The organism is Fusobacterium sp. SYSU M8D902, assembly GCF_040199715.1.
Classification (GTDB): domain Bacteria; phylum Fusobacteriota; class Fusobacteriia; order Fusobacteriales; family Fusobacteriaceae; genus Fusobacterium_A.
The window spans coordinates 1-18,523 of the sequence record NZ_JBEFNA010000024.1; the positions used below are offsets into that span (position 1 = coordinate 1).

At 24.7% G+C, this 18,523-nt stretch carries 17 protein-coding genes; all 17 read right to left on the minus strand.

The window, feature by feature from the left end; genetic code table 11:
- Positions 1 to 62: 62 nt before the first annotated feature.
- The gene (locus ABNK64_RS08540) at positions 63 to 218 is read right to left on the minus strand and encodes a hypothetical protein (RefSeq protein WP_349764128.1); all 156 of its coding nucleotides are present in this window, start codon (positions 216 to 218) and stop codon (positions 63 to 65) included.
- 70 nt (positions 219 to 288) lie between these two features.
- A complete protein-coding gene (locus ABNK64_RS08545) occupies positions 289 to 807 on the minus strand; it encodes a hypothetical protein (RefSeq protein WP_298059863.1) in 519 nt (172 codons plus the stop codon).
- A 21-nt stretch (positions 808 to 828) separates the two neighbouring features.
- Positions 829 to 2,574 carry a hypothetical protein gene (locus ABNK64_RS08550; RefSeq protein WP_349764129.1) on the minus strand — a complete coding sequence of 582 codons (1,746 nt, stop codon included), beginning with the start codon at positions 2,572 to 2,574 and terminating at the stop codon, positions 829 to 831.
- A gap of 25 nt (positions 2,575 to 2,599) precedes the next feature.
- Positions 2,600 to 3,235, minus strand: coding sequence for a hypothetical protein (locus ABNK64_RS08555; RefSeq protein WP_294725767.1), 636 nt, complete (start codon positions 3,233 to 3,235; stop codon positions 2,600 to 2,602).
- 28 nt (positions 3,236 to 3,263) lie between these two features.
- Positions 3,264 to 3,983 (minus strand): DUF4276 family protein, encoded by a 720-nt coding sequence (locus ABNK64_RS08560; protein WP_294725769.1) that lies wholly within the window; start codon positions 3,981 to 3,983, stop codon positions 3,264 to 3,266.
- A gap of 5 nt (positions 3,984 to 3,988) precedes the next feature.
- The gene (locus tag ABNK64_RS08565) at positions 3,989 to 5,110 is read right to left on the minus strand and encodes an AAA family ATPase (RefSeq protein WP_294725771.1); all 1,122 of its coding nucleotides are present in this window, start codon (positions 5,108 to 5,110) and stop codon (positions 3,989 to 3,991) included.
- A 98-nt stretch (positions 5,111 to 5,208) separates the two neighbouring features.
- Positions 5,209 to 7,116, minus strand: coding sequence for a PP2C family protein-serine/threonine phosphatase (locus tag ABNK64_RS08570; protein ID WP_349764130.1), 1,908 nt, complete (start codon positions 7,114 to 7,116; stop codon positions 5,209 to 5,211).
- A gap of 21 nt (positions 7,117 to 7,137) precedes the next feature.
- A complete protein-coding gene (locus ABNK64_RS08575) occupies positions 7,138 to 9,981 on the minus strand; it encodes a DUF4280 domain-containing protein (protein ID WP_349764131.1) in 2,844 nt (947 codons plus the stop codon).
- Between the two features lie 16 nt (positions 9,982 to 9,997).
- On the minus strand, positions 9,998 to 10,969 hold the full coding sequence (locus tag ABNK64_RS08580) for a hypothetical protein (protein ID WP_298059845.1): 972 nt from the start codon (positions 10,967 to 10,969) through the stop codon (positions 9,998 to 10,000).
- Between the two features lie 22 nt (positions 10,970 to 10,991).
- Complete coding sequence (locus ABNK64_RS08585; protein WP_298059843.1) at positions 10,992 to 11,300, minus strand: hypothetical protein; 309 nt, start codon at positions 11,298 to 11,300, stop codon at positions 10,992 to 10,994.
- The gene (locus ABNK64_RS08590) at positions 11,293 to 12,048 is read right to left on the minus strand and encodes a hypothetical protein (RefSeq protein ID WP_349764132.1); all 756 of its coding nucleotides are present in this window, start codon (positions 12,046 to 12,048) and stop codon (positions 11,293 to 11,295) included. Before ABNK64_RS08590 ends, ABNK64_RS08585 begins: the two co-directional genes overlap by 8 nt.
- 8 nt (positions 12,049 to 12,056) lie before the next feature.
- Positions 12,057 to 13,625 carry a hypothetical protein gene (locus ABNK64_RS08595; RefSeq protein ID WP_349764133.1) on the minus strand — a complete coding sequence of 523 codons (1,569 nt, stop codon included), beginning with the start codon at positions 13,623 to 13,625 and terminating at the stop codon, positions 12,057 to 12,059.
- A gap of 11 nt (positions 13,626 to 13,636) precedes the next feature.
- Positions 13,637 to 14,179, minus strand: coding sequence for a hypothetical protein (locus ABNK64_RS08600; protein WP_294725781.1), 543 nt, complete (start codon positions 14,177 to 14,179; stop codon positions 13,637 to 13,639).
- Between the two features lie 18 nt (positions 14,180 to 14,197).
- On the minus strand, positions 14,198 to 14,806 hold the full coding sequence (locus ABNK64_RS08605) for a hypothetical protein (RefSeq protein WP_298059837.1): 609 nt from the start codon (positions 14,804 to 14,806) through the stop codon (positions 14,198 to 14,200).
- Positions 14,807 to 14,829: 23 nt separating this feature from the next.
- Complete coding sequence (locus ABNK64_RS08610; RefSeq protein WP_294725785.1) at positions 14,830 to 15,549, minus strand: hypothetical protein; 720 nt, start codon at positions 15,547 to 15,549, stop codon at positions 14,830 to 14,832.
- Positions 15,550 to 15,577: 28 nt separating this feature from the next.
- Entirely contained in the window at positions 15,578 to 17,638 is a 2,061-nt protein-coding gene (locus ABNK64_RS08615) for an alpha/beta hydrolase family protein (RefSeq protein WP_298059834.1), read from the minus strand.
- 3 nt (positions 17,639 to 17,641) lie between these two features.
- Positions 17,642 to 18,514, minus strand: coding sequence for a hypothetical protein (locus ABNK64_RS08620; RefSeq protein WP_298059832.1), 873 nt, complete (start codon positions 18,512 to 18,514; stop codon positions 17,642 to 17,644).
- Between the last annotated feature and the right edge of the window lie 9 nt (positions 18,515 to 18,523).

The window sequence follows — 18,523 nt, forward strand, 5'->3', positions numbered from 1 at the left end:
TTAGGGTAAATTTACAATGGATTTTTTATTGAAATTTTATGCTGCAACTTCTTGGAATTCTATTATACACCAAACACAGAATTATTACCAGAAATTTGTGTTGTTGATTTATTGTTATTTTTTTTCATAACTTTTAATATTATATTAAAAATCCAAGAAATCAATAGAACTCCTATTCCACTGAATATCCATTCTTTATTTTCATTTAACCAATTCATCTTCAATTCTCTCCTTTTTTATGAATTTTCTTTATACAAAGAGTTTCTATATTTTTTCAAATTTGTAAACTTATAAATATCCCCATATAAACAATACTTTTCCATTTATAAATTCCCACATAAATGGAAATGGAAAATACCAAAATTCCCATATTCCAAATTTAAAATATGGATAGAATTTTCTCTCCACTACCATATCTTCTCCTTTAAAGTTCATCTCTGTTGTTACAACTATTTCTTTTGTGTAAAAAGGAATTTGAGTAAATGGAATGTCATTTTCACTAGTAATTTCAATAGTAGGATTTTCTTCAATAGCTACTACTTTTTCTCCACCAAAAATATTTACAGTTTTGATAACTATATTTTTAGGTTTTATATTCTTTTTTACTTCTTCAACATCATATTTTCTATTAAATGATACACTATCAATATCATAAAGATATGATAATTTAGTTTTATAATCTTCGATTTTAATACGCCCTCTAAAATATGGTCTGTTAAAAGGTTCTTTTGGTTCATATCCAAAATTATACCAACTAATTAAATATAAGAACATTAGGCTTACAATGATAAATATTATTTTTTTCATAAAACTTATCTCCTATTATTTTTAATTTAACTTAAAAATATTATTTATTAAATTTATTCCAGCCTCTGTTTCTATTTGGTTTACCATCATATCATATTTAATTTTTTGTCTAATAAGTTCACTAACTGGGAACACTCTATTTGTAAATAGAGTAGTATCATTTGCTGTATTTCCCCATAACCAATATGGAACCATATCAAATACAATATGAGTATCTGTATTAGATGGACTAGAAAAATTAAATGTTCCTAAAGTTTCATCTGCTGTAACTAGTTTTCCTTCAGGATTAAAAACAACTTCATAAATTCCATCTATATTAGGATTAGAAGCTAAATTTATAAATTTTTTATTATCTAATCCATGATATACTGCTTTACTTTTAGGAAGTAATTTAAAAAACATATTTTCTTTTTCATAAAAATAAATATCATCATAAATATTTGAACCTTCTTCTTTTTTATTTATATTAAAAATTATATCAAATCTTTCTTCAAGGTCTTTATTTCCTTTTATTACTAATAATTCACTTTCTTTTTCTGGAGTTTTTCCCTCTTGATATTTATTTCTCTCATAGTGAACTTTTTTTGACATTCCTATTAAAATATATCTATTATTTTCATTGTATAGTTTATATATAAAATAATCTTCCTCTTTATCTAAAGCCATTTCTTTTACTTTATATTTACTAGTATCAGCAAGGGTATCTGTAAAAACAAATTGAGAAGAAATTATACTAAGACCAGATATCCCAGGACTTAAACTTAATAAATATTTTATTGGATTAAATATTGTATACTCAAATCTTGAAGAATTTTTTTCCATATTTTTTATTTTATTTAATTCTAATGGACTTATTCTTCTTTCTCCATCAAATAAAGCTTTTATTTTATTTTCAGAACCTACAACTACTGACTCTGTTAAACCAAGATATTTAGCTAATGTTACTTTTGGAGTAAGCCAGTTAGTATCCATCAATTCATTTTCAATATCTTTTTTCTTCACTTTTTTAGTTAAAACATTGATAGAGTTTGTATTTCCTAATAAATATTGAATATAATTATCATCTACATCAAGCAAACATATTTCAATTTCATCATCTTCTATTTTGTTATCAGTTATAACTCCTATACTTTTACTTTCTTTATTATCCTCATCATAAATATAGCTATTTTCAAATTTTTTATTTTGTGTAGCCATATTATTTTGACTTATACTTCTAAAATCTTTTTTATCTCCCATATATATTTTAAAAGATGTTTCATTTAAAACAAATTTTTCATACAGTAAAAGTTCAAATTCTCCTACTCCTTTTTCTGATGATATATTTATATTGAATTTTTTTACAAACACTAAAGGAATTATTAAAAATTCAGAAGCTTCTTCCTCAAAAATAGTTTCTATTATCAGTCTATGATAACAATCTTTAGGAGAGTTACTCCATCTTGTAATTTTTCGTATATTTTCCCTGTTGTATTCATACACTCTTTCTTTTAAATTTTTCTCTATATCATTTATATCTAAATTGGAGTAAATTTCCTGCAACATCTCTCTGGTCTTTTCAGGGAAATAGTCTTCATTTTTCTGTTTTGCCATTAAAAGTATATCTGATATTTCTATCTGTTCATCTATAAGCCCTGTAAAAATTTTACCTTTTATTTTGAAACTTCTATGATGACTGTTTCTTCCTATATAACATTTTTCTATTTCAATAATTTCATCTGAAGATAATGCTAAGTTAATATCTGATATGTATACTCTTGTTTTCACAGATTTCCCCCTCAAATTACAAAAATTATCTTATATCTTCTATAATTTTTAAACCAAAATAGATTTTTTTATTTAATAAATCTATCTTGATAATTTCATCTCTGAAACTTCCTAAAATATAATTTTTTTCTGATTTTATAAGTTTATATCTTACTTCGATGTCATTATTATCACATAAATCCAATTTTATAGAAACATCTCTATAATTTTCACAATTTCGTACCCAATCAAATCTTGAAAAGAATTTTATAATATCAAATTCTTTTAATTTTTTTTGCTCTTTGGAAATAATTTCAAAAATATTTGCAAAAACAGAGTAATTCCTATAATCATACATTAATTTATTTGTATTTTCTAGGTCTAAATAAGCTATAATATTATTTATTAGCTGTTTAAACTTTTCATATTTATCAATATAAAAGATAATATATTCCTCATCTAGTTCGTAAAAAGACTTCATTTCTTCAAGATACTTAAAAGATTTATACTCTTCAAATATAATATTATTTTCAACATCAGGATATACTCTTTTTCTTATAATTATATTGTAATTAAGAGAATAAAGAATATCTTTATCTGTTATTTCTATTGTTTTTATATTTTTTGATTCTATTTTTTCAGAAATATTCAAAATATTTTTTAGTTTTTTAAAAAATTCCATCATATTCCTCTCTATTTAGACTTTTATTTTAACTGAAAAAATTATCCAGCTCATCTATAAATTCTTGCAATGCTTTTAATTTATTTTTAAGTACTAAGTATAAGATTTCATAGTCAAGGTTTTCTACTATTTTTTCTGACTTGGCATAAGTTTTGTCATAGCTTCTGCCAACACTCTGATATATTTTATTCAAGACTTCGGCAGAATGATGGTACTTTATATCTTGATCTAAACAATCATTTTCTAAATCAAAACCTAAGTTTTTTATTATATATGGTAATGTTAATTTGTTATCTATTTTTTCTAAAAATCTGTATTCTGCTAAAAACCATGTTTCTATTTCAAATACTGCTATTATTGATTTGGCAGTAATCTTTAAATCAGGATGTTTTGCTGTAACATATTTTAATATTTTGGGCAAGTCTTTTAAATCTTTTGGATATAAATCCCTTATTCCCAAAACTTTTTCATATCCGCTATTCTGCATACTTAAACAATTTTCATTAATTTCACTCTGAACTCTATTGTCAGTATTACAGTTTACAATAAGTATATAATATTTTGTATTTTCATCTATTGGTTTATCTTTTATAACAATTAACTGCTTTTCCGTTGTACTGTTTTTTCCTCCACCTTTTAAAGATTTTACTGTCATAGCAATATTTTTTTTGTTTGTTATTTCTTGGATAAGTTTTTCTATAAATAGTTGTTCTGTCTGTCCTTCAACATAAATACACATCTTTTTCATGGGCATCACTTATCATTTTCTGCATAAAATTCAGTTGAGAAAAAATCAAAATTAGATAGCCCTGTAAATTCAAATTCATCAAATATTTCTTTGTTATTTTTATAAGAATAAAATTTAATTTTGTCATTTTCTCTCTTAATAACTTGCCAATATTTTAGAGGAGTTTTATTCATTATATGTCTATCATTTGTTGCCATTAATAATTGAGAACCTGATTCTTGTGCATTTTCTATGATAAGTTTTATCAGTTTAGTTGCTCTTTCATAATCAAGCCCTTCTCCTATGTCGTCTATAACCATTAAATTGACTTTGTGTTCATATAAATTAATCAGACTGTGAGTAATCAAAGAAAATGCTCTAAACATTCCTTGAGACATCTCTAATTGGTTAATATTATTTTTAATATCTTTTTCATGTAGTGCTATTCCATATACACCATTAGCATATTTTACAAATTTTATGCTTTCAATATCATATCCAAGATATGCCATTTGTTTTAAAAGTTTTTCTTTAAACTCTTCTTTATATTCTCTTTTTTCAAGACTTATTTTTAAATTTCTTACTAGTTGTTCCGCATTTTCAAAAGAGTAATCATAAATATCTTCAAGATGTCTTTCATTTAAACCTTTAGTTTTTCCAAGTTCACTTCCAAATTTACAGTACATATTTGTTTGACACCAACTGATAATTCTGTCTAATACTTTATGATGAAGTTTATCTCTTTTAGCAAATATCGCAGGAATATTTGTATCTATAGAAAATTCTAGCATTTTATTTTCCTGTTCTGAGAAAATCTGTCCAGTACCATCATTTTTTCTAATTAAATATTCTTTATCCCCATTATATAAAATTTCTTTCAATATTTTTAAACTATTGTTTTCCATACATGAATTTAGTTCATAATAATATATTGTCCCATTATCCTCAAATTCAACTTTATATTCCCCTAGTATTTCAAATTCTTTTTCTAAATGCTGAATTATAAAGTTAAGTAAATTTACAATAGAACTTAAAGTTCTTGTTTTTCCTGCTGCATTTTTTCCAACAATCAAATTTATATCCTTTAACTCTAAATCGTTATACTCCCATTTTTTTTCTTTTTTATAACTTATTTTATTTAATTTCATTATTGCTCTCCTATCTATAACACTGCTGTCATTTAATTATATCATGTTAGATATTTATTTTATAGTTGATTAGACAAAAATAAATTTAAAGTACAAAATTAATCTAATTTTCTTAATTTATCTTCCAGTCTTTTTATAATTCCAAGATATCTTCTTTTTGGCATATATTTATTATTATATAATTTTTTATTTTCCTCTAAAGCTCTCTCATAATATTCTCTTACTTTTTTAGAATTTTTTTTCTTTTCTGCATATTCATCCCCTTTTAATTCTAATATAACAGCTACTATTAATTGTTTATTCATATTTATTTTTCCTTTTAAATATGTTATCTCTTTAGAATCAGTAGCAGTCTTCAAAGATTCTTCATAGGCTTTTAAAGAACTAAAATATTTATACTCTTCAAATTTAATATCTCCTTTATAAACTGATTTTGGTTGTTTTCTCTTTGTAGTTGTTTTTAACTTTGAAACTACTTGTTTTTTATTTTTTGCAAGTTCTTCTTCCTCATATTTTTTAATTTTTTCCATAATTTCGTTATAAATAGTATTTCTCTCGTATTGTTTATACATAGGAGCTATTTTTTTATATAAATTAATACTTTCTTCTTTGTTACTGCTTTCTTTATCAAGATATAATTTATCTGCCTGTTTTTTTATTATTTCAGCTTCTGCTAAAGAATCTGCGATTTTTAATTGATTTTCAGCTTCAATTTTCAAATTTTTATTCAATGATATATTGCTTAGAGAAGAAATAGCCTTTTCAAAATGTTCAGCAGCCTCTGTAAATTTATTGCTGTTTAAAAGTTCATTTCCACTGTTGAACAAAGTTTCTGCTTCTTTTAAAACAAAGATTTCTGCCAAAAGTTTATCCATTTCCTTAATTTTTGAATTATCTACATTTTTATATTTTTCTAAATCATTGTATAATTTTTTTACAGCTGTATAAGAATTTATTGCACCATTATAATCTTTTTCATCTATCTCTGTTTTTCCCTGCTGTAAATTAAGAGTTATTTGTTTTTCTATTGAATTTATTTGTGAGTTTATTTTTATTTTGTCATAAATTAAATGTCCTGTTCCCAATAAAACCAATACAGCTATGATAGTCAAAATTTTTTTCTTTATTGTATTTTTATTTTCCTCTATTTTTAATTTTATTTTTGTTACATTACTTTCTTGTGGTGCAGGAATTGCTAAAGGTCTGCTTGCATAAATTCCACAGATAGTATAATTTCCCAAAGATAAATAACAATTTTTCTTCATCTGTTTAACAAGATTTCCTATAAATCTTCCCGGTCTTTCAGAAGTTTCAGATATTAATTCAATATCTTCCTCATCAAGATTTTCCCAAGCTCCCTGTGTATATAATAGGATTTTATCACTTGGTCTTAACATAAATATATTAGAAACATCTATTTTTATATTTTTATCAGCTCCAAATTTTTTAGTAAAAATCTCTTTATCTTTTCTAAATCTCATTTCATTGTATAAAATATTTCCAACATCATATTGAAGATATGCTAAAGTATCATCTTTACTTTTTTTCACAAATTTATTATCTCTTAAAACACCATATCTTGCATTTCCAACACTGGCAAAAACAGCAACTGCATAATCTGTTACAAACATTGCTATAGAACAACTACTGTAATCTGCCTCTATATCAACTTCACTATCCTGCATATTTTTATATCTTTTGTGAATAGCTATCAGCATTTTCTCTATCTCTTTTTTATCAATGGTAGGGTTGGCTATAAAATTTTCAATTATAGTTTCTCCAATATATGAAGCTATTTTATTTTTGAAAACTCCTTCTCTATTACTGTCAACCACAACCCAACAACCAAAATTATCCAATTCAATATATGAAAAATATCCATTATTTTTAGGGCTGTCTCCTCTTTCTGAGACAAAAGAAGTTACAAAAACACTTTGGTATTTTCTCCCTAAAAGACTTATTTGTGTAATATTTTCATTTTCATGTTCTTTTATATTATTATCCATAATTATACTCCCTATGTAATTTTAATTAGCTTTTGTCTTACAGTTAGAATCATCTATTGTTATTATTCCACCTTCTGTGCAGCTTATTGTACTTACATTCAATAAAAGATTATTTCCTTTATAAGTATTATTAGGGCTTACTCCCTCCCACGAACTTAAGTTTATATAATTTATACAAGGTTTTTTATTATGACACTTGCATCCTCCAAATCCTCCTATATTACTGATTGGATTTTTATCTGCAGAGGTGGCTATTAAATTTCCATTATCTGTAAAAGAAAAATGAGAGGTTACCATTAGCTTTTTAGGATCTGTTCCACAAGAGCAATTTAAAGTTGCTCCAGAACAAACTTTTGTTGTGCTAATGCTACTTACATCCACTTTATCTAAAAAGTAAAGAGGAATACTAGATAACCCAACTTTAATTTTATCTAAATTTGAATAAGCAAATCCCATTTTATATGGAGCAAATTCTTTCTTTTCATCATCAAAAATTCCTATAACTAATTCTCCTTTTTCCTTAACATATTTATCCTCTTTTATAAAATAGTATTTTTCAATAGATTTTGGATTTTCTCTTAATTTTTTCATTACACTTTCATAATGTTCAGGTAAGGCAATATTCTTTCCTCTTTCTTCAACAATTTTAAAAAGAGATGCATTCAAGGTTTCTCTATCTTCAGGTGTTGATAGCCCAAAAGTTATTAAAGAATAATCTTCATTTTCAATCTTTTCATTAATATTTTTTTCTTTAAAATCTTCATTGGCATTAACACAGCTTCTTAAAAGACTTGCAGTATATTCATCACTTATTTTTTCTTTTATTGCTGCATCTTCTTCTGAATTTTCTTCTTTTTTAACTTCAGGATTATTTTCTTTAGAGCTCAGATAAGGAGCATATAATTCTTCTATTCTTTTCATTTTTTCTGTTAGAATAATTTTTTCCTCTAAAAAGACATCAGGTAATTTCTCTAACTTTTTAGGTAAATTATTTTCAAAATAATAACCACAATTTTCTTTTTTTATATAAGCTAATTGAAGATTTTTAAATAATTTTAGCAACATACAAAAAGCTGGACCAATAGTTCCTCTCTCATCTGTTAATATGTTTGACGTTGTAAATTCCTCCATATTATAATGACCCGGATTTATTATGTTCTCCTCTACTTTTTTTATTGTATTATTTTTATTTAGATATATTTTTAAAATATTCCCAATATTACTTCTATTTAATTCTAATACATCATTTTTAATCGAAAATAATTTGTAATTGCATAAATGTTCTAACAGAGTTAAATGAAGGTACAATTCTAAAGGAATATTTTTAAATTCTTGTGATTTACCAAAATAGTCTATATAATTATAACTATATTTTTTTGAAGTATTAAAAATCTCATCTGTTATTTCATTTAGGTTATCTTTACTTTTTATAAGCTCATTTTTATATAAAATATTTAAAATAATTTTTTTATTTTCAAAAATATCTTCATTTTTATAAAAAGTATTTGCTAACCTAAATAGGTTGTAGAAAATAGTTCCTATAGTTGAAAGAACAGCAATAAGAGGATTACCTATTAAAACTACTACAGCAACACCTGAAACATATCCAAGACAAGAAGATATTAAATTTGATACTATATCATCTGCTTCTATGTTTTTAGTATAGTGCGTCATATTTTCTATAGTTGTTTCTAAGTCTTGGAATGAAAACTTATAAATGCTTGATATATTGGTAGGTTGATTTAAGTAAAAGCCTTTACTTTCTTCTCCATATAATAGTCCATATATTGTTGCTAATTTTCCAGCTGTTCCTACTCCAGCAAATATTATTTTATAGTTTGGATTTTTCATTTTTATATCATTATAAATTTGCTCAAGTGCAAACATTTCTTTAGAAAGTATTCCTTTATTTAAATTATTTTCTAACTCATTTAATTCAGTTTTATTTTCAAAAGCTATAACAATTATTGATTTTTCTTTATTTCTGCATATTACAATTTTCAACTCCTCATCTACTAAACTTACTTTTATTTTAAATTCTCCACTATAAGAATTTTTATCAGTTATAGAGTTTTCAAAAAAGTTTGCTATATTCCCTAAATGCTCAGCATAATTAACATCTAAAAAATCTAACTTTTCAGAAATTTTTGAAACTCCTTTTTTCGCTATTTCCCCAACTATTTCTCCAGTAATTTCATTTTGAGAGAGTTCTTTTATTCCTTTAAATATATTTCTATTAATTTTTTCTTTTTCTACCTCTTCTCTTGTTGGAATAATCTTCTTTGTCTCATCAAATTTAAAAACTCCTTCCTTCTTTAATTTTTCTTCTTTTAATTCTAAAGTTTTTTTTCCTATAGAATAGTCATCTCCTGCAAAAATAACTTCCCATTCATTCAAAAAAGCACCTACATTATTTTTTTTATCACTATCTTCACATAAAGAATCATAATATTCCATTACTATAGGAGCTTTATCTATTAATTCTTTTTTTGAATTATATATACATATTCGCTTTTTATTATTTGTTATTCTGAAAAAACTTCCTATATCTTGGTCATAGCATTCTGCTTCTATTTTATCTTTTAATATTTCTTTTTCTGTATCAGCTTTTATTTTACTATCTTTTATACTTGCTTCATCAATGATATAAAAGTGTATTCCTGTAAAAAGTTCAGGAAAATTATATTTTTTTCTTAACTCATCTCTCTTATTATAGCCATTTAATTCCTTTTCTAAGAGTGAATAGATTGTATGATTTGACAGAATATTTCCTTCGTCGTCTATTTCTTTGGCAATATCAGCAAATTCCATTTTTAAGTTAGAAAGGTTGCATATAGCAAGTAACTCTTTATCTGTTATTTCCATAAAAACCTCCTATTTCCTAATATAGTTCACTCCAAAATTTAACATCTTCAACTTTTTCATAATTTATTTTCTCTCTATGAGTTAAACCTTGACTTTCTATATATTTTGGAGAATATATTTTCATTCCTAACAACTTATTATAGACAAATATTTCGTCATTTCTATTTCCAACTCCATAAATATCACTCTTTATATAGCTATTAAGAATCTTATCTTTTTCCTCTTTAGTTAGTTTTTTCATACTTTCATCAGTTTGTTTCATAAGTCTTTTTCTTTCCTTAATAAACTCTTTATCATCATCCATTATATTTCTTGCTACTAAAATTGCTTTTCTCAAATCTTCATTTGTTCTAAATTCTTCACTTAAAACTCTCTCGTCCCAAATTACAATTCCTAAATCCACATATTCAAAAGTTCCTGTCTCTTTCATAAATTGCACAAATTCGTAAATCTGTTTCCTATACCATTCTCTATCCTCATCGCTTTCTACTCGCCCAAATATATAGATTCCTCCTGATATTGGGAAAAAGTTTCCTTTTGGGTCTTTTTTATAAAATTCTCTACGCCTTGCCATTTCTTCTTGAAAATCTATCTTTTCATAATATCCTTCCACATTTAAAATAGGAAGAACATTTTTACCAAATAATTCTTTTAACTTTGGAAGATAAAATTTATTTGCTGATTCATTAAGAAGTACTCCACCATAGGTATCTCCACCTTTACCATCTTCTACAAAACCTTTTGCCCAATAATATTTATCATATTCTCTTGTTGTTCCTACAAGTTCTTTTGGATATATTTCTGCTTCAAACCATTTACTTCTTCCATCACTTCTTTCTCCACTGTATGCAATTACAAATTCTTTGTTATATCTATTTTTTAAATGTTTTTGTAATATGTCTTCGGGTTTTTCTGAAAGTTTAATAATTATTAAAAATACCAAAAATATACTTACTAATATCATTGAAAATATCTTAATTTTTTTCATATTTTCACCTCATATATTAAATTTATTTAAGCTCGTAGTTTTTTCCCATTACTATTGTATAATTTAAAAAATCAGAAAAATCTTTATTTAAATATTCTGCTAGGATATTTTGAGCTTTTTCATTTTCAACATTATCTTCACTTTGGATTGGAATAAATTTGAAGTAATGACATAATTCATTAAGTTCTATGTATGTACTATTTTTATGCAAAAAACTTAAATCGACTATTTTTTCTTCATCTTCATTATTCTTATTATTTTTATACAATTTTTTCATATTAGCTGTATAATCAAAAAAATTAAAAAATTTTTTTACTATTTTTTTACTCATTTTTTAACTCCAATAATTCAAAAGTTGCTATTTTTTTCATAACTTTAGGGCAATTTATTGTAATTACAGCTTTAAAACTTTTAATAAAATTATTCTCTAATACATAATTACCCTCTATTCCAAGTTCTAAAGAGAAAGGAGTTCCCGGTGCAATATTATATTCTTTTTTTATAATTTGTCTTAAAGGAGTTATATCAAATGTTTTAGCTTCTTTTCCAACAAATCTTAATATACCTTTATTATTTTTTTCTTCTTCAAAATTAAAAGAAAGGTCAAAATTTAATTCTGAATCAAATATCAAATTATATAATTTTAAATTTTTACAGTTACTCTTACTCAAATCTTTAAAATCTAATAAAAATAAAAATGGCATTATATTATAATTTTTTAAAAGAGTTGTTAAAAATTCTTCATTCTCATAAAATTTAGCATTATCTAATATTAAATCAACTATTGTTGGAATATCAATATTGAGAATAGCCTCTTTTTTTAAAATTTTCCATCCTTTTATAATTTTATCAATATTATAAATACTAGAATCTTCTTTATTTATCTGAATAACTTTAAAATTATTGTTAATTTTTATAAAAAAGTTTTCTATCCTATCTGCTCTTTCTTCATCTAGTTTAAAAGCAACTTCAAAATATTTATCTTTATCTTCTATATCAATTTCTGTTATATTTTCATATTCTTTAGTTTGCTCTTCTTTATCAATAGTTTCTACTTTAAAAATATATTTATAGTTCATAATAACTCCTAACTTTTATCTACTATTTTTTGAGCATTTTTTATATAATTTACTGTTTTTATTATTATATCTTGAGATTTTTGTACACTCTTTGATGTAGTTACCTCCAAATCAGTTATTCTGCTTACTTTTTTATCAGAAACTACTTCTAAATTCGTTTCTGATGTAACTTGTAATTTGTCTGAAGATATTGCCATATTTTTATCAGATTTCATTAGATATTCATTTTTAGAATAAATTAAAATTCTATCCTCTGATTTTAAATTTAATTCCTCTTTTGTTTTCATATCAATAAGTTTCTCTGCATAAATATTAAATTTTTCATAGTTCAATCTGAAATCAAAATAAGCTGGGTCTTTACTTTCAATAGGAGTAGTATAATTCCTTATATTTGGATTACTAAATCTTCCATTTCCCGGATTATTTACTGCCCATAATACATAACCATACTCTTCTTCATCCATAGGGAAATAAACTGCTACCACATCATTTGTTTCAGGAGTACAAAAGTATCCTGTATTACTTTGTGAATATGGTGTTGTATATGGAAAAATATATCTTCCATTTTTATCATCAGGATAACTTTTCAAATTTTCATTAGTTCTTGATTTTACAGAAGCATATTTTGCTAAACCTAGGCTTAAATTTACTTCCATTACTGCTATTTTATCCCTTTCAAACACTTTTTCAACATTAGCTTCTAATACACAGCCAGCTATATTTTTATTAGAAATATATGGGTAGACATACTCTCTTTGCTGCAATTCATATTTTCCTAAAAATTTTCCATTAATATATTCTATTTCAGAAATAGTAACATTTCCCTCTGATTTAATTTCAGATCCTTCTATTTGAACTACATCGCCTAAACTATAACTTTGTTCACTTTCTATTACATATCCTAGAGGCTGATTTCTATCTCTTATATATCCTATTTTTCCATATTCTCCATCATATTTTTTCTTTCTTGCACTTGTATCTACAAATCCTAAAGAAATGCTTCCATTTGCTAAACAAAATACTCCTATGCCAATCCTTGATAATACTCTTACCAAAAATTCCCAGTCAGTTTCTTTAAATTGAATTAATGGAGCTTTTATCTCTTCACCAAATCTTTTTCCTTTTATATGATATGAAATATTTGGATAATCACTGAAAATCTGTTCTATAACCTTTTGATAAGTTAAAGTTGTTTTTTGAAAAGCTCTATATTTTTTTACTCTGTCCATTTTCTCACTTACAGAAACTGCATGTATTTTTAAAAAATGTCTGTTTTTTCCTATGTTATAAAGTGAAGAACTAATTACATGACCTGTTAAAAATATAATATCTTCTTCTTTTTCTTCAAAAGTTGTTGTCATAGCAATAATAAGTTCTGCATCAACTGTTCTATTAAAATGAATATAACTATTTAATTCTTCTACTAAAATTTCTAGTTCTATATCTGCTGTTGTATGTTGATTTGCTTCTGACTTTATATAAAAACTTTGTAGATTATACTCAACATTTGGAATTATTCTGTCTCCTGCTTTAATAACAAGATCTTTTATTTCATAATTTTGATATGATATACTCATTTTACACTCTCCTATTCATTTTTTTTGAAAAACTCTCCTATTTTTTCATTTAAAATAAATTTTTGATATAGCAAAAGTTCAAATTGTCCTACTCCTTCTTCTGAAGAGGCTGTTACACTTAACTTTTTTACAAATACTGAAGGAACTATTAAAAAAACTGGAGATTCTTCTTCAAAAATTGTTTCTATTATCATTTTATGATAGCAATTTTTAGAATCATTACTCCATCTTACAATCTTCCTAATATTTTCTCTATTATATTCATATATCTTTTCTTTTAAATTCTTTTCTGTATCATCTATATCTAAATTAGAATAAATATTTTTCAATACTTCTCTTGTCATATCAGGAAAATAACTTTCTCCTTTTTTTTCTGACATTGATAAAATATCAGATTTCTTTGCCTGTTCATCTGTCAGACCTGTAAAAATTTTTCCCTTTATTTTAAAGCTTCTATGATGATTGTTTCTTCCTATATAGTATTTTTCTATCTCTATAATTTCATCTGAAGATAAAGCAATATTAATATCAGATATATATACTCTTACTTTCATCAGAATTACCTCCTAAATTTATTTAATCTCCATATTTTCTTTTATTATTGGATTTTTTCTTAATACAAGAGTATAATGTCCATATCCTTTTTCTATGTTTAAAACTTCTCTATAACTATAAATATACATTTTCTCTAAATAAATAATTAAAGCATCCCCTTCTGTAGGTGTTATTTCCCAAATGATATCTCTATAATCTTTTTTAGTATCAAACTGTCTATCATATTCCCAATCTATTATTCTATGTATATTATCTCTATTTAGATGAAGTATATTTTCTGCCATTATTTTCTCTTCATCTTTCAAGTCCAATTTATCTCCAAATTTATTGTTTATATATTCTTTAAGTTCTTGACTTAGATATCTTTCTTCATTATCTTTCTGTAATTCTAAATTAGAATAATTAAAAATTTTCCCTTCTATAATGATTTCAGGTTCAGCTTCATATCTTGTTGTATTTTCTTTATTTTCGTTATAATATTCATTATATAATTCTTTTATTGGTTCTCTATTTAAAGAATTATATGATAATGTATTTACTTCAACTTTTAAAATTTCTGATTTTGATAATAAAATATGATTTCCCTTTGATAAATCATTTGACTTAATAATTACAATATTTTTCATACTTTTCCTCCTGATATCTTGCTTTAAAAAATAGCTATTTCTCCTATTCTCATTGTAATATCTACTCCTATTACTCCAAAATGTTTCTCCCAAAACAAATCAATTTCCAATCCCAAAGGTAAAAACATTTCTTTTATAAAATTTACTTTTAATTGATTTATCTTATTATTTTTATAGTTTAAATAAATAACAATATTTGTTTCAGATGTTAGCCTATCATAAATTATTGAATCAGGAAAAATATATTTAAATACCTTTTTAAAGGATTCAAGCATATCTAAATAATTGTACATACAGTATAGTCCATCAGCTATTATTACTTTTTCATATTCTCTAAATATTTTAAAATCTTCTTTAATTTTCTCCCCAAAAGCTCCTTTTTCTATATTTTTTACCATCTCTTTAATAATTATATCTTTTTTATTCTGCCCTAAATATAAGTCTAATTCTCCTAAAAAATGAATAAGAATATTAAACACACTCTCTCTTAATTTTTTGTCAAATTTATATTTATCTGGATTTAATAATTCATAAAATATCTCTCCAAATCTTATAAAAGGATTTACTTCTAAAATGTTATTTTTTTGACTTTCTAAATTGCTTTTAACTTCATTCATAGCATCCAAGTTAAGCTCTGTGTAGGGAGAAAAAATTTCAGCAACACTAAATTTAAAATCATTACTTGGTATTTCTACAAAATTTGTTAGTGGATACCAAATATAATTATATCCTTTATTTTCCATAAAAACTTCTCCTTATAACCACTTGATTTTATCTTAAAACTTTATTATAACTATGTTCTTTTTCTTCTATTCCAAATGTTATTACTTTCTTTTTATCTTCCTTTACTTTTACTTCTTCTAACCCTACTGCATATATTTTTATCTTCACTGGACTTTGTCCATGAATTCCTCCTAGCCTTGCTATATTGTTATATATTCCTAATGTTATTTCCCCTATATATTTTCCATCAGGTTTATTTTTATTTACATCCATATCTTTAGTTGTAAAATTTTCCAATATAAAATTCTCTCTAAATAATATATCTGTCTGCGTTATTGGAAAAGGAACAAATATTCCTCCATAGATTAATCTATTAGCTCTCTGATATATCTCTTGTTCTACATTATAATTTTTTATTTCAAGTATCTGATCTTTTTTATTATTTCTATCTATACCTTTTAAAAACTTATAATTAAAGTCAGATTTTAATTGTACTATTGTTTTAAGAGCATTCCATCTGAATTCTTTTCTCATCACACCAACTTCTATATTACCACTATCGTTCATAAAAGCTAAAAAATTGTTTACTCCATGAAATATGTAAGATGATAGTCCTTTTTCTACTGGAGGAAATATTTTTTCTACATATCTTCTTAATTCTGTTAAACTTTCTTTACAATTTTTTGAAAATTCATCTTCATCAAGAAAATTTAAAAGCAAAACTATCATATCTTTTCCATAGTCAGAAATTTCTGAAATATCCATAGTTTTTAATTTTTCTATAAAATAGCTTATTTTAGTTTTATCTACTTCATCCGCTTCATCTATAAGCATACCAAATTTTTCTCTTGGTAGAAGTACTGAAGATACTAAATATACATATCCTATTTTTGTAAGTATTCCTTTATTTTTCAATGATACTTTTTCATCACTAAAAAGACCACTAAGCAATATTAAAACAGGAATTGCATTCTTTATATTTTCAATTAATTCTTCTTTTTCATTTTCTGAATTTTTATGATTACGACAATTTTTATCTTTTTTATTTTCTATATCAACAGCAACCTTTCTACCTATGTAATCTCCATTAAGATATCCTCCAACAAAATCTTCGTGCATATAGTAGTTAGTGATGTTTTCTCTAAAATTATTGCAATTATCTTTTATATATTCTCTTAATTCTTTTCCTGTCAGAGAATAGAATTTTTTTAATTTTTCTCCATAATCTTCTTTTTCTATAGATTCTATTCTTACTCTAAATTTTTTTTGCTCTTCTCTCAACTTCTCTGTTACATCTATTAAAGAATCATTCGGAGAAATTCTAATATCTTCAGTCATAGAAAATTGTAACGGTGTTAATGCACTTCCAAAAGTTCCAAGTCCGTTCCAAGTCACTGTATGACCGATTTCATGTTCTTGCCATGTTGCATACAAATGAACATACTGAGCTAAAGCTCCTGCCAAACTGTGTCCTGTTATATATATTTTTTTATTTTTTCCATTTTCTTTTCCATATTTTCTTTTAATATATTCATAGAAAAGTACAGCTTCAACCTGTTGTATATCTAATTGTTTAAGATAAATATTTAGATCTGTTCCTCCATCTTTATTCAGCTCTTCTGTTTCCGTTCCTCTATAAGCTATTATTATATCGTCTCCTCTTTGAAAAGCTACACCAAAGAAACCACTTTCTTTATATCCCTTTAAAAGACTTTCTTCAAAAAACTTATTTTCTATCATTTCTCCTGTTGCACAATCCAAATATTCCCAACCATCTAATATTTCTCCAAATTTTGCTTTGGGCTTTTTCCCATCATCAAGAGAATATGCTAAGAGTAATCTCTTATCATCTCCATGATATACATAAGGTGGCAGTCCTCCTTGAATTTTACTTTTCTCATCTTCTGGATTTATATAAATACTTTCATTGCTTGGTAAATTTTTAGGATTATTATAAAAATCTGTTTTTATATACGACATAATTCTTTCTTTAAATAAAATATCTTCTAATACTTCTTCTTGAATTTCTCTTTTCTCTTTTATTTCATTCCATTTTAAATATGATAATTGTGCCATTAAAGCATAACTAATATCTGGTAATTTACTCATAAATTAATTTGCCCCCTCATCAATATAATCTTCCCATAATAACCTTCCTTTAATTTTTTGGTCTTTATATTTTTTAAGTGGTTCTCTTTTGAAACTAATATTAATATCTGTATTTCGCATATTAAAAGTAAAATTTTTGTAAAATACATTTGTCAAAGCAATTTTTTCAGTCTCTGTTATTTTTTTTCCATTCTTTATTTTTTCTAGTATTTTTTTAATATCTTCTCTCTCTCTGAATGGAGGATATATTTGATAAGCCACTAAGTTATAATTTTCAAAAAAGGTATTATCTCTTATATATACTTGTAAATAAGTAGTCAAATTTATTTCATCGTATAAATATCTTGCAAATTTATATGTTTTTTGTTTCATTTTTTCTTTATTTATATCTTCCAATCTATCTACAAATACATTTACTATTGTAGAATATGCCCCCCCTTTTTCTTCAAAAGGAACTTCCTTTCCAATTATTTCCAACATTTCTTTATATCCCTTTGGAGAAACCCAATAATTATTATTAAGCACACTTTTTTCTCCAAATATTTCCTTCATTCTCTTTTCTATTGGTTTATCTACTTCTATTTTTAAAAATAAGCTTTCATAATTTTCAAGATATTCTGAACCATCACTGCTACCCTCTAGTGCTAGTTCCAATCCAAAAGGATATCCCATTTTTTCCAATCTATCGCTGTATAATATCCCTTTGTATCTTATACTTGTACTTAAATCAAATTTATAGTCCAATCCCTGTATAAAATAAAATTTATCTTGTGGAAATTTATTTTCAAATGTTTTTATTACTGTGCTGTTTTTGTTTGCAAATAGTGATAAGGATAAAAATAGCATTGTTATTATTACAAGTAATCTTTTTTTCATAAGCTCCTC

Coding starts and splice junctions, on each gene's coding strand:
- ABNK64_RS08540 (WP_349764128.1), bottom strand. CDS start 218: ATGAATTGGTTAAATGAAAATAAAGAATGGATATTCAGTGGAATAGGA.
- ABNK64_RS08545 (WP_298059863.1), bottom strand. CDS start 807: ATGAAAAAAATAATATTTATCATTGTAAGCCTAATGTTCTTATATTTA.
- ABNK64_RS08555 (WP_294725767.1), bottom strand. CDS start 3,235: ATGGAATTTTTTAAAAAACTAAAAAATATTTTGAATATTTCTGAAAAA.
- ABNK64_RS08560 (WP_294725769.1), bottom strand. CDS start 3,983: ATGAAAAAGATGTGTATTTATGTTGAAGGACAGACAGAACAACTATTT.
- ABNK64_RS08565 (WP_294725771.1), bottom strand. CDS start 5,110: ATGAAATTAAATAAAATAAGTTATAAAAAAGAAAAAAAATGGGAGTAT.
- ABNK64_RS08570 (WP_349764130.1), bottom strand. CDS start 7,116: ATGGATAATAATATAAAAGAACATGAAAATGAAAATATTACACAAATA.
- ABNK64_RS08575 (WP_349764131.1), bottom strand. CDS start 9,981: ATGGAAATAACAGATAAAGAGTTACTTGCTATATGCAACCTTTCTAAC.
- ABNK64_RS08580 (WP_298059845.1), bottom strand. CDS start 10,969: ATGAAAAAAATTAAGATATTTTCAATGATATTAGTAAGTATATTTTTG.
- ABNK64_RS08585 (WP_298059843.1), bottom strand. CDS start 11,300: ATGAGTAAAAAAATAGTAAAAAAATTTTTTAATTTTTTTGATTATACA.
- ABNK64_RS08590 (WP_349764132.1), bottom strand. CDS start 12,048: ATGAACTATAAATATATTTTTAAAGTAGAAACTATTGATAAAGAAGAG.
- ABNK64_RS08595 (WP_349764133.1), bottom strand. CDS start 13,625: ATGAGTATATCATATCAAAATTATGAAATAAAAGATCTTGTTATTAAA.
- ABNK64_RS08600 (WP_294725781.1), bottom strand. CDS start 14,179: ATGAAAGTAAGAGTATATATATCTGATATTAATATTGCTTTATCTTCA.
- ABNK64_RS08605 (WP_298059837.1), bottom strand. CDS start 14,806: ATGAAAAATATTGTAATTATTAAGTCAAATGATTTATCAAAGGGAAAT.
- ABNK64_RS08610 (WP_294725785.1), bottom strand. CDS start 15,549: ATGGAAAATAAAGGATATAATTATATTTGGTATCCACTAACAAATTTT.
- ABNK64_RS08615 (WP_298059834.1), bottom strand. CDS start 17,638: ATGAGTAAATTACCAGATATTAGTTATGCTTTAATGGCACAATTATCA.
- ABNK64_RS08620 (WP_298059832.1), bottom strand. CDS start 18,514: ATGAAAAAAAGATTACTTGTAATAATAACAATGCTATTTTTATCCTTA.